10 protein-coding genes and 1 tRNA gene are annotated in these 15,468 nt (G+C 45.7%); 9 read left to right on the top strand and 2 right to left on the bottom strand.

Annotated features, from left to right (window positions below; all coding sequences use genetic code 11):
- Positions 1 to 562: 562 nt before the first annotated feature.
- Positions 563 to 639: transfer RNA gene (locus LZ23_RS06955), tRNA-Arg, on the bottom strand.
- A 900-nt stretch (positions 640 to 1,539) separates the two neighbouring features.
- Here LZ23_RS06955 and LZ23_RS06950 point away from each other — a divergent pair.
- The 4 genes from LZ23_RS06950 to LZ23_RS06930 all read left to right on the top strand — a co-directional run bounded on the left by LZ23_RS06950 (position 1,540) and on the right by LZ23_RS06930 (position 9,173).
- On the top strand, positions 1,540 to 2,532 hold the full coding sequence (locus LZ23_RS06950) for an Rpn family recombination-promoting nuclease/putative transposase (RefSeq protein ID WP_045212752.1): 993 nt from the start codon (positions 1,540 to 1,542) through the stop codon (positions 2,530 to 2,532).
- Positions 2,533 to 3,511: 979 nt separating this feature from the next.
- The gene (locus tag LZ23_RS06940; protein WP_052507176.1) at positions 3,512 to 4,846 is read left to right on the top strand and encodes a TolC family protein; all 1,335 of its coding nucleotides are present in this window, start codon (positions 3,512 to 3,514) and stop codon (positions 4,844 to 4,846) included.
- A gap of 16 nt (positions 4,847 to 4,862) precedes the next feature.
- Positions 4,863 to 6,104 (top strand): efflux RND transporter periplasmic adaptor subunit, encoded by a 1,242-nt coding sequence (locus LZ23_RS06935; protein ID WP_045212749.1) that lies wholly within the window; start codon positions 4,863 to 4,865, stop codon positions 6,102 to 6,104.
- A 3-nt stretch (positions 6,105 to 6,107) separates the two neighbouring features.
- The gene (locus LZ23_RS06930) at positions 6,108 to 9,173 is read left to right on the top strand and encodes an efflux RND transporter permease subunit (protein ID WP_045212747.1); all 3,066 of its coding nucleotides are present in this window, start codon (positions 6,108 to 6,110) and stop codon (positions 9,171 to 9,173) included.
- A 430-nt stretch (positions 9,174 to 9,603) separates the two neighbouring features.
- On the opposite strand, the gene LZ23_RS06925 is transcribed toward LZ23_RS06930, so the two are convergent.
- Entirely contained in the window at positions 9,604 to 12,030 is a 2,427-nt protein-coding gene (locus LZ23_RS06925; protein WP_045212745.1) for a Lon protease family protein, read from the bottom strand.
- A 611-nt stretch (positions 12,031 to 12,641) separates the two neighbouring features.
- Here LZ23_RS06925 and LZ23_RS06915 point away from each other — a divergent pair.
- The 5 genes from LZ23_RS06915 (at position 12,642) to LZ23_RS06895 (ending at position 15,131) form a co-directional block, all read left to right on the top strand.
- Positions 12,642 to 12,908: an AtpZ/AtpI family protein gene (locus LZ23_RS06915; protein ID WP_045212739.1), complete on the top strand. Its 267-nt coding sequence runs from the start codon at positions 12,642 to 12,644 to the stop codon at positions 12,906 to 12,908.
- Positions 12,859 to 13,302 (top strand): ATP synthase subunit I, encoded by a 444-nt coding sequence (locus tag LZ23_RS06910; RefSeq protein WP_045212738.1) that lies wholly within the window; start codon positions 12,859 to 12,861, stop codon positions 13,300 to 13,302. The genes LZ23_RS06915 and LZ23_RS06910 overlap by 50 nt, the downstream gene beginning before the upstream one ends.
- 3 nt (positions 13,303 to 13,305) lie before the next feature.
- Positions 13,306 to 13,986, top strand: coding sequence for a F0F1 ATP synthase subunit A (gene atpB / locus LZ23_RS06905; RefSeq protein WP_052507172.1), 681 nt, complete (start codon positions 13,306 to 13,308; stop codon positions 13,984 to 13,986).
- A 100-nt stretch (positions 13,987 to 14,086) separates the two neighbouring features.
- On the top strand, positions 14,087 to 14,407 hold the full coding sequence (atpE, locus tag LZ23_RS06900; RefSeq protein ID WP_045212737.1) for an ATP synthase F0 subunit C: 321 nt from the start codon (positions 14,087 to 14,089) through the stop codon (positions 14,405 to 14,407).
- Between the two features lie 70 nt (positions 14,408 to 14,477).
- Positions 14,478 to 15,131 (top strand): redox-sensing transcriptional repressor Rex, encoded by a 654-nt coding sequence (locus tag LZ23_RS06895; protein ID WP_045212735.1) that lies wholly within the window; start codon positions 14,478 to 14,480, stop codon positions 15,129 to 15,131.
- Positions 15,132 to 15,468: the final 337 nt, after the last annotated feature.

Below are 15,468 nucleotides of genomic sequence, written 5' to 3'. Positions count from 1 at the left end.
TACCAGAAATTGGAGCGCACCGACTGAAGTTACCTTGAATAAAAAAAGAACATCTAACACAGAAAAAAAAGCGGCTTAGATGCGACATCTTTCTTGACATCTACCGCGCCTGGCACAGCTTCCTGCCCGGAGGCTTACAGCCCGGAGGGGGACTGTCCCTCGCTGTGTAAATTTTTCCATTGAAGCAAATTACTTCCAGGAACCAATGCAGCATCAATCTTTTTTATAGTACCTCGCGGGGACTGTCCCAATTTCCAAATATGGGACTGTTCTTCAAGGTGGAGGCGGCTTCCAGCCGCCTGGAATTAAATAGCCTGCAGGATGCAGGCTCCACTTTAAAGACAGTTTCTCACAAGTTTTATCCCGGGCCGCCCAGGTGAGGAGCTACTAAGTACCTGCACTCACTTCGCGAAGTAAAGGCAGACCTGGTGAATGTATTTATCAAAAAAGAACCCCCTCAATCTTCTGCCAAGACTGAAGGGGTGGTGAGTCATAGGGGTGAGTCACCCCAGCAGGCGGAAGTTCCGCTACAGTATAACATATTGAAATAATTGAGATTTATTGGTGCGCCCGGAGGGATTCGAACCCCCGGCCTGCGGATTCGAAGTCCGACGCTCTATCCGGCTGAGCTACGGGCGCACAGTACTGATGTCAGTTTGTTTTACGGTGTAAACCCCAGGGTTTATCCGCAACGAAAATTAATGATTTCCATTTTTATGAGGACCATGTTCACTGTGCAGGGCCTTAAGGATCACGCCTAATACGAGCAAAGCGGTCAATAGAATAATGCCTTCCAACATAACAGTCTCCATTTAAAAATTAGTTGTAAGGTTTATGAATGTGGGAGCATTTAAATGCAGCTCCATTTACTCCTGTCTTATGTCCCGGCCTTTACTTGTTTACATCATGTCTGCCTTACTCATATCTTAGCATCTAACCATGGTAATGTGGCTTGATTTTTGGTTTCGCCGAAACAGTAATTATTTGATTAATTTTTTTTTTTAAGCAATGCAAGGATTTATTTTTGATAGCGTTTGCCAATATTCAGGAGATAGATTTTGACAGTCTTAGATGCGATGACTCGTGATCCTGGCGGGGTTGCTTTGTGTCTCGTTAAACGGGTTGACTAATAATACAACTTGGCTAAAAATTAACTGAAGAATCCTGGAGGGAATATTACGCGTTTCTAAAAAATTTAAAATTTGAGTTGTATGTCATAGTTATTTTGGTTTGAAATCTGATTGTGACGGCCTGGCTCTGGGGATGTTCCTGACTTCGCACTCAACCAAAATAAGATATTTTAACCGTCCGTTCGCTATTGTTGAATGGCTGCGCCCGACCTGCGTGTATTTAACGGAAAAAGACTCGCTCGCAATGACACCTGAGCTGTTATATCTGTAAGGGAAGTAGTTGCTCAAGGCATGTCATTGCGAGGGAGCCTAATAGACTGAAGCAATCTGTATGGTAGAGCCATAATGCTGTGAATTTATTGCTTATACGGTTGGGTTACCTGGAAGATCACTTTGTGAGGAGTTTTATATGACGTATTTAAAAGATCGCTATGTCAATTTTTTTACTGACTATGGGTTTAAGCGCCTTTTTGGTGAAGAACCCAACAAGGATTTGCTGCGTGACTTTTTAAACGAGCTGCTCAAGGATGAACAGGGGGAAATCGTAGATTTGACATATCTTAAAGACGAACATCTTGGTGCCACAGGTCTTGACCGCAAGGCAATTTTTGACCTGTACTGTGAAAACCAGCGCGGCGAGAAGTTTATTGTAGAGCTGCAAAAGGCCAAGCAGAATTTTTTCAAGGATCGCAGCGTATTTTATGCTACTTTTCCCATCCAGCATCAAGCCCAGCGCGGGGATTGGAATTTTGAACTCAAGGCCGTGTACACCATCGGCATTCTTGATTTTATTTTTGACGAGGATAAAAATGATCCTGACAAGTATCGGTACGACATCAAACTCCAGGACATAGTCACCAACAAGGTGTTCTACGACAAGCTGACCTTTATCTATCTGGAGTTGCCCAAATTCCGCAAAAGTCTTGATCAGCTGGAAACCAGGTTTGACAAGTGGCTTTATGCCATCAAGCACCTTGACCGGTTGGACAGGGTTCCTGACGCATTAAGGGAACAGATTTTCGAAAAATTTTTCCAGGTGGCAGAAATCGCCAACTTTAGCCGGGATGAGGTTTTGAAATACGAGGACAGTTTGAAATATTATCGGGACTTGAAAAATGTTCTGGATACGGCACGTGATGAAGGACTCGAAGAAGGCCATGAGCAAGGCTTGGTAAAAGGGCGGAAGGAAGGCCTTGAACAAGGCTTGGTAAAAGGGCGGGAAGAAGGCATTGAGCAAGGATTGGCAAAAGGGCGTGAAGAGGGTTTGAAACAAGGGTTGGTAAAAGGGCGCGAAGAGACTACTTTAAAAATGGCTCGAAACCTTCTGGAGGTTCTGGACGATGAAACCATTGCTTTGAAAACCGGTCTTACTATTGAAGAGGTTGCAGCTTTGCGGGATTAGTTGTTATGACATTACCATGCTGAGATCATTGGTTGAAAATGGTTATCTGCTCGATGCTTGACGCTGCCTGCCTCCTGTTTTGCTTGAAAGCTCCTCACCGGGGGGACCGGGACTGAACGTGTGAGTAACTTACACCCCTCGTTCCCAGGCTCCAGCCTGGGGACGTTTAGTTCTTGCGGCACCAGCCGCTTCTTCAAAATGTGGCTGGAGCCACCAAAAAAGTGGTATTCCCAGGCTGGAGCCTGGGAACAAGAAAAACAGCCTTAGCGCGAGATTGCTTCGCTTCGCTCGCAATGACACCTGAGCTGTCAGGGATGTGGTTGCTCAAAACCTGTCACCCACAAGTGAGCCTAAGCGACCGAAGCAATCTGTATGGTAAAACCATAATATTCTGAATTTATTACATATTCGATTCTAGTTACTTGTAAGCTCCTCACCTGGGCGAACCAGGACCGAACCTGCGAGTAACTGTCTTTAAAGTGGAGCCTGCATCCTGCAGGCTATTAAATTCCAGGCGGCTGGAAGCCGCCTCCACCTTGAAGAGCTGTCCCATATTTGGAAACTGGGACAGTCCACGCGAGGTACTATAAAACAGATTGATGCTCCATTGATTCCTGGAAGAAATTTGCTTCAATGGAAAAATTTACACAGCGAGGGACAGTCCCCCTCCGGGCTGTAAGCCTCCGGGCAGGAAGCTGTGCCAGGTGCAAAGTTCCCATCTTTGACGGAATTTTGCTGGCAAATGTGCATCAATCAAAGCAAAAATCGTCAAAATGTGAAAGCTGTAAATATCTGATTTTATTAGCAAAACTATTCCAGTTACTTAGAAGCGCTATGTTGACACAAAAAGGTTGTAATTCTAAAGGCTTGAGAGCAGGCTATGGGGTGGCGAGCAATTGCATTATATCAAAATACTTGTGGGTTGACCTTTGCACTACAAGATGCTGAACTGATACTTAATTTCTGTCAGGAGTTTATTATGCGTTTATTGAATTTAATAGCTGTATTTGCTGTGCTCTGTTTATTTTTGTTCATGCCTGGTGCCAAAGCTCAGGCTGAGAGCGCCTTGGATCTTGAAAAAGCAGTTCGTTTGGGGCTTGAACGTAACCAGTCACTGCAAGCGGTTCGTGAAGCCCTGCTGGGATCAGAGTATGGTGTAAAGTCGGCAAGAGGGGCTTTTGGGCCGACCCTTAAATCCACATACACATATACTCGTCTCGATGAAAGGCCCAGTGGCATGGATCCGGCCACTGGCAGAAGGATAAAAGACTCTCGTGATATGTGGTCTTTTAATTTGAATGTACAGCAGCCGATTTTTACTGGGTATCGTATTTTAAGCAGCTACGAAAAAGCCAGGCTTGGTAATGAAATGGTCAATTCTCAACTAACCAAAGCGGAACTGGATTTGATTCTGGAAATTCAGAGAACTTTTATGGATCTGCTGGCAGCAAGGGAATCGGTCCGGGTAGCAAATGATTCACTGACAAGGCTGAAGTCTCATCTTAACGTCAGTCAGTCATTTTATGATGTGGGACTGGCACCAAAACTGGATGTGCTTCAGGCTCAGGTGGATGTTGCGCAGGCGGAGCAGGATCTTATTTCAGCTGAAAACGCTGTGGATAACCTTGAAGCAAAACTGGACATGCTTTTGTTTATTCCGCTGGGCCAAAATACCAAATATCAGGGAGAACTCATCTACATACCTTTTGAGCTGGAGCTTGAAGAATGCAGAGAGCTGGCACTGGCCAACAGGCCGGACATTTTTATGGCAGACAAAAGTGTTCAAATGGCGTTGAAGGATGAAAGAATTACAGCCAGTTCTTTTTATCCCAGTCTGGGGGCTAATTTTGACTATTACCGCAGAGGGGACAGTCCTGCAGTGAGTGGCAGCAAACTTCAGGACAGGGATGAATGGAGAGCAAGTCTCAGGATGGAATGGACTCTGTTTGAGTGGGGGAGAACATATTACGCGTATAAGCAGGATGGACAGAAGATAAGGGAGCTTATGGCGGAATATGAAAGTCTTATCAGAAATGTGGCCTTTGAAGTCAAGGTAGGATATCTGCAAATTTCAGAAAGCCGTAAAAGAATTATGGTAGCCCGCCAGGCTCTGGAAGAAGCAAGAGAAAGTTACCGAATGGCTCAAGCAAGGTATGAGGCTCAGGTTGGGACCAATACCGATGTTCTGGATGCCCAGGCCAAGCTTTCCGGGGCGGAAGCAAATCTTATCAGTGCCAATGCTGACTATCTCAAGGCCCTGGCTTCCATATACAATGCCATGGGGCAGAAAAATATTGCCTTGGGAAGTTTTTGAATGATGGATCATAAATATGTCTATTAAAAAATTTTCAGTATTTTTTCTCCTGTTGTTTTGTATGGGGTGTGATGCACAGGAGCCTCGCGAGCAGGTGTTACGCCCGGTTAAGACCATGCTTGTGCCTGAGAGTTCGACAATCACTTCCATAATGCTGCCCGGTCTGGTCAAGCCTGTTCAGGAAGTAAACCTGGCTTTCAGGGTTTCCAATCAGATTAATAAGCTTTATGTCCAAAAAGGAGATTTTGTTGAGCAGGGACAGGTACTCGCCAGACTGGATGAACGAGATTTTTCCATTGCTGTCAGAAATATCAGCGGCAGGCTGGATGAAGCCAGATCAAACCTGCAGGCCATGCTTGCCGGGGCCAGGCAAGAAGATATCAGATCTCTTGAAGCCGAGCTTGATGCAGCCATGGCCGCTTCCGACGAAGCTCATCTGCAATATTCCAGAATTGAGCGACTTTACCATATGGGGGCTGTAGCAGCAGCTGATCTTGATAGCGCACGCAGCAAAAGGGTGGAAGCAACAAGTCAGGTCAGATCGCTTCAAATGGAGCTTGAAAAAGCCAGGACAGGAGCCCGACAGGAGGAGATTGACGCTGCACGTTCCTTGATCAGGTCGTTGGAGGCTAATCTTGACGAGGCTGTTTCTGCTAAGAAGGATTCTGTGCTAATGGCTCCTTTCAGCGGATATATTTCTCAAAAATATGTTGATAATTTTGATTTAGTTCAGGCCGGGCAGTCCATTTTCAACCTGCAGGATCAATCTTCATTTGAAGTATCAGTCAACATTCCAGAGCAGATAATGCTGCATAAAGATCATATCAAGAAAGTCAGGGTTGTGCTCGAAGCTTATCCTGCTCTTGAACTGCCTGCTGTTATCACGGAAATTTCCACTGATGCATCTCCCGTGTCTCGCACTTACATCCTTAATGCTGAGTTTCAACGCCCGGGCAATCTTTCTGTATACCCCTCAATGGCTGCTGATGTTTTTCTCCATATAAATCAGCCTGCAGATTCTTTAACCAGGATCAAAATTCCAGAAACTGCCCTGGTGGCCGCAGATGATGCAACTCCTCTTGTATGGGTGCTGGACCCAGTTGAGGACAGGGTTTTTTCCAGAAAGGTCGGGACAGGCCGAATCAGTGGCAATAAAGTAGAAATAGTTGATGGATTAGAACCTGGCGAAATTATTGTAATTGCAGGTGCTGGTTATTTGTGGGAAGGGCAGCCAGTTAGAAACCTGGGGCAAGATTAAACCATGAGTATTGCGGAAGCAGCAGTTAAGCGCAAGACCTTTTTTTTGTTTCTTTCTGTAGTACTGGCTGTTTCAGGACTGGTTTCCTACTTTAAAATGGGCAAGCTGGAAGATCCACAGTTTACTGTCAAGGTTGCCCTGGTCGTCACATCTTATCCCGGTGCTTCACCTCTTCAGGTGGAAAAGGAGGTCTCGGAAAAGATCGAGCAGGCTGTTCAGAAACTTGATCGCCTGTTTTATATTGAAACCGAGTCAAGAGCCGGTCTTTCTGTAGCCCATGTCTTTCTGGACGAAGGCCTTTCATCAGGTGAAGTTCCTCAGCAATGGGACCATTTAAGGCGCAAGATTCATGATGTTCAGGCTCAACTCCCCCCCGGTGCAGGCCCATCCATAGTTATCGACGATTTTGGCGACGTTTTCGGAGTTCTCATTGCCCTCACCGGTAAAGATTATGAGTACGCGGAGCTGAAAAAATATGCCGACCTGATTAAAACCGAGCTGTTTCTGGTGGACCAGGTAGCGAGAGTGGAGCTCTGGGGTGAACAGACTGAATGTGTTTATGTGGAAATATCCCGCGCAAGACTTGCTCAGCTTGGAATACCCTTTGGCAGAGTGGTTTCACAGCTTGAACAGTTGAGCAAGGTTATGGATTCGGGTTACGCAGATCTGGGAAGGGAAAGGCTTAGGTTATCACTAAGCGGTGAGTTTAAAAGTGCGGATTCAATAGGCGATCTAATGCTTGGTTTAGCTGAGCAGGAAACCGGATCCGAGCATGTTGTACTTTTACGGGATGTGGCCAATGTTTATAAGGGTGTGCTGGAACCGAAAACCAGCATGCTTCGCTATAATGGTCAGGATGCCATAGGCATAGCTGTTTCAACGGTTGCAGGCGGAAATGTAATTGAGATGGGGCAGGGAGTTACTGATCGGCTGGAACAGATGCAGGACCGTCTTCCTCCAGGGCTCGAAACCCACTATATTGCCTTTGAGGCTGATCAGGTCAATGAGGCAATCAACACTTTCATGCTCAATTTAATGCAGGCAGTGGCCATTGTCGTCATTCTTCTTTTGCTTTTCATGGGGCTTAGAAGCGGGCTGATTATTGGCAACGGCCTGCTTCTGACCATTTTGATCACCTTTGCCTTTATGCGCTATATGGGTATGGACCTGGACCGGGTCAGCCTGGGAGCACTGATTATTGCACTGGGTATGCTGGTGGACAACTCAATAGTCATTACAGAAGGCGTTATGGTAAAAATGCAGACCGGCATGAAAAAGCTGGAAGCGGCTGCTGCAACTGTCCGAGAAACAGCCTGGCCCCTTCTCGGGGCTACACTGGTAGCAATTTTTGCATTCATGCCCATAGTGCTGGCCGGAGATGACACTGGAGAATACACAAGAGGATTGTTCACTGTCATTGCAGTATCACTCATAGTTAGCTGGTTTCTAGCCATGAGCGTGACTCCTCTCTGGTGTCACATGTTTCTCGGCAAGGATGTTGATTCCAGAAATGCCCGTTCCAACCCGCATGGAGGGAGACTTTACAGGATATACAGGGCTTTGCTTGCCTGGAGCATGAATAAAAAGTCATTGGTGCTTCTTTTGATGGTAATAATGTTTGCAGTGTCTCTAACTGGATTCACGCAAGTGGAGCAGTCATTCTTCCCTCCATCCACAAGACCTCAGCTCAAAGTAGATTACTGGCTGCCGGAGGGATCCAGGCTGCAGTCAGTTTCTGAAGACCTGAAAACCATTGAAAAGACTTTACTGGAACATCCTGACATTGAAGCGGTAGCCTCATTTATAGGTGAAGGAGCTCCAAGATTTTATCTTCCCATGGAACCGAGATTTCCCAACAGCAGCTACGCTCAGATTATCCTGAATATTAATGATCCAGAACATTTGGACAGAGTAAAAGACGATGCTGAGAATTATCTGTTGAATAATTATCCGTATGCTGAGCCCAGGGTGCGCAAGTTCCCCATGGGACCGCCAGTTGAATATTCAGTGGAGGTAAGGTTCAGTGGACCAGACAGAGATGTGCTGCGCGGACTGGCCAGCCAGGCCAAGGATATCATGCGCCTTGATCATGATGCCAAAGAGGTGCGCCAGAACTGGAGACATCAGGTTAAGCTTTACCAGCTGGAATATTCGCAGGCAAGAGGTATCAGGTCCGGGGTCCAGCGTGAAGATATTGCCAGAGCCCTGAAACTTAATTTTGACGGCATCAGTATCGGACTGTTTCGCGAGGATGACAAGCTGATGCCCATAGTCTTGCGTCCGCCACTGGAATACAGACAGCGCCTGGAAGATATTTATGCTCTCGATGTGCGAACACCCGAAGCACAGCAGGGAGTTCCGCTGGGGCAGACGGTCAGCAGTGCAGATCTGACATGGGAAGATGCCCTGATAATCAGACGTAATAATCAGCGGACCATTACGGCTCAGGCAGAGACCATTTCCGGTAATGCCCAGGAAATGATGAACAGAATTCAGCATGATATAGAATCCATTCAACTGCCGCCAGGCTACAGTATGCACTGGGGTGGAGAGTATGAGAAATCCAGTGATTCCCAGCAGGAGGTTTTGGCAGGAGTTCCCATAAGCTTCATGCTTATGGCCATAGTGGTTGTGGGGCTGTTCAGCAGTTTCAAACAGCCATTGATCATACTTTTTGTTTTGCCTCTAACCATGGTGGGAGTTACTGCAGGTCTGCTCCTGACAAGTCAGCCGTTTGGCTTTCTTGCTTTGCTGGGTGTCCTCAGTCTTTCGGGAATGCTAATAAAAAATGTGGTTGTCCTGATTGATCAGATCGATATGTATATAGAAGAGGGACGAAAGCGATATGATGCTGTATTAGATGCTTCAGTGAGCAGGCTGCGGCCGGTGATGATGGCCACTCTGTCAACGGTTATGGGCATGACTCCGCTGCTGTTTGACCACTTCTGGATATCCATGGCCATCGCCATTGTGTTCGGGCTGACTTTTGCCACAATACTTACCCTGATTGTGGCCCCGATTCTGTATGTCATCCTGTTTCGAATCAGTCCTGAAGAGTCAGAGGCATGATGTCGGTTATCCATTAGGCGCTTAGGGGAAATTTAAAACCAACATGTTGTTTCATTTTCAAAGAAAGCCAAGAGGTTTTGCCCACGGAACACACGGAAGGACACGGAAAATGTCTCTTTTCTTTATTCAGTGTTTGTCCGAGTATTCCGCCTGCCCAGTTGAATCTCTTCCATTCAACCGGGGTGGGCAGTCTCTTTTGCCCCGAAGGGGTCACTTTTTCCGTGCAAGGTCGCGGAAAAAGCTTAGTAACTTACTGCCTCAATCCTGTATAGAAAAACAAGATAATTTTTAACCCTGACAAGAGCAATAATACCCAGGATCCTTACTCTTCAGCCTTCAGTCTTCAGCCTTCAGCCTTCAGTCTGAAAATTATGGTTATCGCCCCAGCTTAACGATCCTTGTTTAAATTGGGTTGAGAGCACAGCCCGCATTACATGTTTTTTTTCCTGGGATTGCTTTTTTTGACTTTTTGATCTGCAAGATGAGCAAGCTGTCTCAGACAGTCATTTACCTTCATATATAGTGAACTGGGAGAGAAGTTGCCGCTGCTCAGCCTTTGCCCTGCCTTGATCCCGGTCATGATCTCCATGGCCTGTTCTATATTTTCCACTGGATAAATGCTGAACCTGCCCTGGCTGGCAGCATCCACCACTTCCTGACTGAGCATAAGGTTGGTGACATTATCTCTGGGAATGATGACTCCCTGTTGACCGGTAAGGCCCTTTCGTTTACAGACTTCATAGTAGCCTTCAATTTTTCTGGTGACCTCACCCACGGCCATAACAGCTCCTGACTGGCTTACGGCTCCTGTAAAAGCATAGGAAAGGTTAATAGGACAGCCTGAAAGAGCAGACAGAAGTGCTGCCAGCTCTGCTCCTGAAGCTGAGTCTCCATCAATGTGCACATAGCTCTGCTCAAAGCAAAGACTTCCGGAAAGCACAAGTGGCTTGTCCTGGGCAAAAAGATTCTGCAGAAAGCCCTTGATTATCATCATGCCCTTGGTGTGGATGGGGCCACCCAGTTCGGCTTCCCGCTCAAGATCCATGATGCCGCCGTGGCCGACTCCAATGGTGCATGAAATCTGATGAGGCAGTGCCAGAACATAGTCTCCATAGACAGACACGGCCAGTCCATTGGCTCGTCCTACTGCATAGCCGCTGGTTTGCACCTTGATGGCTTCACGTTCATATTCCGATAAAAACTCATCTTCGTAAAGGTTCATGCGGTACTTTCTTGCTTCAAGCGCTCTCTGGACAGAGTCAGTATCAACTTTGGTCTTCCTGTCCATGGAGGCAAAGGCATCAGCTTCAATCATAAGTTCTGATATCAATGAAAATTTCAGGGAAAGTTTTTGCTGATCTCCTGCAAGCCGGGATGAGTGGTCAATGAGTGAGGCAACAGCTTCTCTTGTGAAGGTCCTTAGATCATTTTCAGCTGCAATGCGGGCAAGAATCAGGCTCTGTTCATGTATGGATTCCTGGTTGCGGGGCATGGTTTCCCGCATATGAGCCTTAATCTTGAAAAGCTTGCCAAACCTCTCATCAGCATCGAGAAGGATTTCATAAAGCTCATCCGAGCCGATAATAATAATTTTGAGGTTTAAGGGAACAGGGTCAGGTCGAATGGTTCTGGTGCGAACCATATCGTAATGATCCGAAGGGTCGTCTATTTCAGCTTTTCCTGAGCGCAAACAACGCAGCAGGCCTTCCCATGATTGAGGCTGGGCAAGAATATCCTCGGCCCGCATAATCAGAAATCCTCCATTAGCCTGATGTATGCTTCCGGCTTTGAGCAGGGTGAAGTCTGTATAGTAAGTGCCCATTTCAGATTCACGCTCAATACATCCCAATAAGTTGAAATAGTTAGGATTGTCAGCTACTATTACCGGCGCACCCTTGACCTGGGAATTGTCAACAAACAGGTTGACTTCATACCGGGAAAAAAAACCTTCGTTGCTTGCGCCGAAGAGGTCTGTCTGGGTTTCAGCCTGCTGTTCCCGAGGACGAAACTGTTCTAAATTTTCCAGAATATCGAAGCGCAAATCAGACAAAAAGGACTTGATCTCCTGGATATTGCCATATTTTTCACGAACATCCTTTAAGCACTGATCAATTCTTTCACCAGCCACTTCCTGGTCCAGCCTCTTCTCATTTTCACGCAAATCCTGCTCTTTTTTGGTGATCTGGCGAGATAGCCCAAGAAGAGCTTCCATGATCCTTGCACTTTCATCCTTGAGATTTTTTTTCAAATCCTGGTCCAGCTTTTCAAATTCCTCGGGAGTCAAAACCTTGCCCTCCACAAGGGGGAAAAGAGTCAGAGATCCATTTTCATCAACGTTGAGGCTGAATCCGTTTTGATTAGCCTGATTTTCCATACGATTAAGCAGGCTGTCACGAGTATCATTATATTCCTTAATAATGTCTCCGTGCTTGCGAACATAGAAATCCTGCTCAAATCCGGCTGGAATAGATTCCCTGATGGTTTTAAGGGCAGCTGACATGTCACGCTTGAAAGTATGACCTGAACCTGATGAAATGGTAATTAGCCTGGGATTATCCTGGTTCTGAAAATTGCAGACATATATTTGATCAGGGGGAGAGAGCATATCAGATGCTCTGGGGTTTAAAAAGTCTCGAATAAAGTGGGTTCTGCCAAGTCCTTTTTCTCCGGAAAGATAGATATTGTAACCAGGTCGATTAATGGCAAGAGCGAGAACAGAAGCCTCGAAAGCCCTGTGTTGACACTTTTTAGAATCAAATGAACCATAGCGGGCTGCCCTGGTTTCTGAAAATTTTAGTCTTGAAGGCGAAAGGGATACGCTTAGCTTGGAAGACTGCAAAGGCTTGGTTTTTTTCATGCTCTGATTCCTGTTTTTGAATTGAGAGAGGTTTGGTGTTTGTCAGGCGTGATGGGAACATATGGGAGCATTACGCGTTTCTGAAAACTTTAAATCCGAATTGCATGTCATAACTGTTTTTTGGGGTATAAACTTGATTGTGACAGCTTGACCCGGCTTCCTGCCCGGAGGCTAACAGCCCGGAGGGGGGCTGTCCCCAATTGACTTTTCAGAAACGCGTAATGCTCCCGAGCAGATACCTGAATTTATAAGCCGTTCCACCGGAGGGTAGAAGTTGGGCATACACACCAGAATGATTCAGCAAATAACTTTTTAATTTAGCTCTCCTGGCTTCAAAAAGCAAGATTGTTATTTTTGCATGCCTTTTTTCACATGAGAACAGCCTTGCTGACTTGTTGGGCTGAGCCTTATGAGAGGCAATCATGGGGCGAGAAAAAAATCGCACTGATTTTAAATTTGATAAGAGTTAAGCATTGACTTAGTGCAAGGTGGTGTGATAAACGGCAGAACTTGTGAACGAAAGCACTTTTATACGTTGCTCTGCAGCCATATGATCGGCATAATGACATGCAGGCTGAGTGTAAATAATCAAAACGGAATTATCTTCAAATATGTTTTTTAAGTCCAAAAATAAGCAGGCTCTTTTAGGAGATCTCGGCAAGGCGAGTCTGTTAGGTATTCATTTAGTATCCTGCACATTTGTGGGGTTTGCCATTGGTTATTTTCTGGACAAATGGCTGGGTACTCAGCCCTGGTTTTTGATCGGGTTCCTGTTTTTTGGGATTGCAGCCGGATTCAAAAATATGTATATTGAAGCGAAAAAGATTCATGAGGAAGAAAAAAAACGTGATTCCGGGCAGGATCAACAGGCAGGTTGAGCGATTTTTGCATGGCAGGGGCCTGGTCTTGCATCAGGTCAGGGTGCTGGTTCGTAATCAGATTTACTTATGTGTTCTGGGCACGATTTTTTTTGCCATATTTTTTTCAGTACCTATGCTGACAGGTTTTTTAACCGGCGCTGCACTTGGAACTTTTAATTTTTATTTTCTTGCCAAGCTTATTCAAGAGTTGGTGCATATGAGAAAAGGCGCGGTTACGCCGCTTCTTTTCAGTTTTTATATAAGGCTGGGGCTGACCGGACTGGTTTTGTTCCTGGCCATTGTTTATTGGGGAGCCAGCATATACGCTTTGCTGATCGGGTTAAGTATTGTTCTGTTGAATGTTTTAATATTTGGCGCCACTCTGGTTGGTCAAAAATTCAAGGAGGCTTAATAAATGGAAGATCTTTACCAATGGATGTTTTTGAAGGAATTCTTCAGTTTTCTAGGGCTGAATATACCTCATCATGTACTTTACTCCTGGTTTTTTATCGCCATCCTGGTGCTGCTGGGGTGGATGGCTACGCGCAAGATGACTCTCGTGCCAAGAGGTGTACAGAATTTTTTTGAATTTTTGATCAAGGCAGTTGAGGACTTTGTAGTTGCTAATATGGGAGAGCCAGGAAGAAAGGTGTTCCCGGTTCTGTTCACCCTGCTCATATACATCTGGATACTTAATGTCGCCGGTTTGATACCAAGTATTGATGCACCTACAGCCAACATTAATACAACCGCCTGTATGGCTCTCTTTGTTTTTATCTACTATAATTACTGGGGATTCAAGCTTCACGGGCTTAAATATATCAAACACTTCATGGGTCCATACTGGTGGCTGGCACCTATTATGTTTCCCATTGAAATAGTCAGCCATCTTGCCAGGCCGCTTTCACTTACTCTCAGGCTCTTCGGAAACATTCGCGGTGAAGAAATTGTTATCGCTCTGATGTTCCTTCTGGCTCCATTGCTTGGCTCATTACCAATATTCCTGCTCTTTTTGCTTATGAAGACTATGCAGGCTTTTGTATTCTTCATGCTGTCCATGATGTATCTCAAGGGTGCTTTTGAAGAAGCTCATTAATCAGCAGGTTTCAGCATTTTATGAAAGATTAGGAATGGAAACTGATTCGGGGGAAATGGTCATTTGACCGTATATAATAACACTTTTAGGAGGTTTTGTAATGCGTAAGACTTTTCTGATTATTCTTAACACTGTTTTCTTGGTTGGTCTGGCCAGTGTTGCTTTTGCTGCTGAAGTTGCTCCACAGGTAATTTCCAACATTGCTCTCGCAACTGCCATTGGTATGGGTATTGCTGCATTTGGAACAGGCATCGGACAGGGTCTTGGTCTTAAGGGCGCTTGTGAAGGTACAGCCCGTAACCCTGAAGCCAGTGGTAAAATCACAGTTACCATGCTCATCGGTCTGGCCATGATCGAATCTCTGGCCATTTACGCTCTGGTTATCAACTTGATTCTCCTGTTCGCTAATCCTTTCATTTAAGTTGAAATGAACAAGGGGAAGAGATTTCTCTTCCCCTTTTTTTAAACACATACTTGTTATTATTTTCACTATGAGTCACCAGAAGTACGACCGAATTCCCAGAGCGACCATCTCCAGGTTAGCCATATACGTTCAAGAATTAGAAGGTATGGAGCATCAGGGGATCAAGGTAGTGTCTTCAGAAAAGCTTGCAGCTTCATGTGGTGTGAACCCATCACAAATCAGGAAGGATCTGGCCTATTTCGGTGAATTCGGAGTTCGAGGCGTAGGCTATTATGTCTATGAATTGAAAGAGGCTATAAAACAGAGCCTGGGACTGGATCGGACATGGAATGTGGTTCTGGTTGGGGTTGGTAATCTTGGTCGAGCCTTGCTGCGCCACGGAGTTCTTCGTAAACGCGGGTTTATCATAGTTGGTGCGTTTGACTGTGACCCTTTTAAGATCGGAGAAGAAATTGCCGGGCTGGAAGTTATCTGTTCCAGCAAGCTGCCAGAGCAAACCAGGCAGCTATATGTAGAAATCGGCATTATAACCACACCACCTGAAAGAGCGCAGCGAGCTGCCAATTACCTTGTTGAGGCCGGCATTAAGGGTATTGTCAACTTTGCGCCAGCGCGCATCACTGCCCCACCCACCATAGCCGTGGAATATGTTGACTTCATACACCATCTTTTTTCTGTAGCTTTCAATATTTCACAGAACCAGATCAAAGGGCTTATCTGATGATTTACCGCTGCAAGCCTGTAACAAAAAACATGAAATAATGACAGGTTTCGAGCATCTGCATCCCTGACGGGTCAGGTGTCATTGTCATTGCGAGCGAGTCATTTTATACCGTTGATTAAACGCAGTGCAGGCGCAGCCATTATATCTGGGGCGGGCGCGGCAATACCTGACGCTTAAGGGCTATTTCAAGTTAATTACAGGTTTTTTTGAGTCCCGGGCGGGGCGGGTGAGGAGCTTATAACTCTCATTATGCTGCGTGCAAGCTTAGGTAACACAGCCCAGCAAACACCTCCAATTACTTTTTCAATGCCATTTCATAATTACTTTTTTCAGC

Origin of the sequence: Desulfonatronovibrio magnus (genome assembly GCF_000934755.1) — a bacterium.
Lineage (GTDB): Bacteria > Desulfobacterota > Desulfovibrionia > Desulfovibrionales > Desulfonatronovibrionaceae > Desulfonatronovibrio > Desulfonatronovibrio magnus.
Note: the sequence above shows the minus strand (reverse complement) of the source record. Positions and strands in the feature narration are given on the sequence as shown.

What these genes read in the sequence shown, in the direction of transcription:
- LZ23_RS06930 (WP_045212747.1), top strand. Translation starts at nt 6,108, where the DNA reads ATGAGTATTGCGGAAGCAGCAGTTAAGCGCAAGACCTTTTTTTTGTTT.
- LZ23_RS06915 (WP_045212739.1), top strand. Translation starts at nt 12,642, where the DNA reads ATGTTTTTTAAGTCCAAAAATAAGCAGGCTCTTTTAGGAGATCTCGGC.
- atpB (WP_052507172.1), top strand. Translation starts at nt 13,306, where the DNA reads ATGGAAGATCTTTACCAATGGATGTTTTTGAAGGAATTCTTCAGTTTT.
- LZ23_RS06910 (WP_045212738.1), top strand. Translation starts at nt 12,859, where the DNA reads ATGAGGAAGAAAAAAAACGTGATTCCGGGCAGGATCAACAGGCAGGTT.
- LZ23_RS06950 (WP_045212752.1), top strand. Translation starts at nt 1,540, where the DNA reads ATGACGTATTTAAAAGATCGCTATGTCAATTTTTTTACTGACTATGGG.
- LZ23_RS06935 (WP_045212749.1), top strand. Translation starts at nt 4,863, where the DNA reads ATGTCTATTAAAAAATTTTCAGTATTTTTTCTCCTGTTGTTTTGTATG.
- atpE (WP_045212737.1), top strand. Translation starts at nt 14,087, where the DNA reads ATGCGTAAGACTTTTCTGATTATTCTTAACACTGTTTTCTTGGTTGGT.
- LZ23_RS06925 (WP_045212745.1), bottom strand. Translation starts at nt 12,030, where the DNA reads ATGAAAAAAACCAAGCCTTTGCAGTCTTCCAAGCTAAGCGTATCCCTT.
- LZ23_RS06940 (WP_052507176.1), top strand. Translation starts at nt 3,512, where the DNA reads ATGCGTTTATTGAATTTAATAGCTGTATTTGCTGTGCTCTGTTTATTT.
- LZ23_RS06895 (WP_045212735.1), top strand. Translation starts at nt 14,478, where the DNA reads ATGAGTCACCAGAAGTACGACCGAATTCCCAGAGCGACCATCTCCAGG.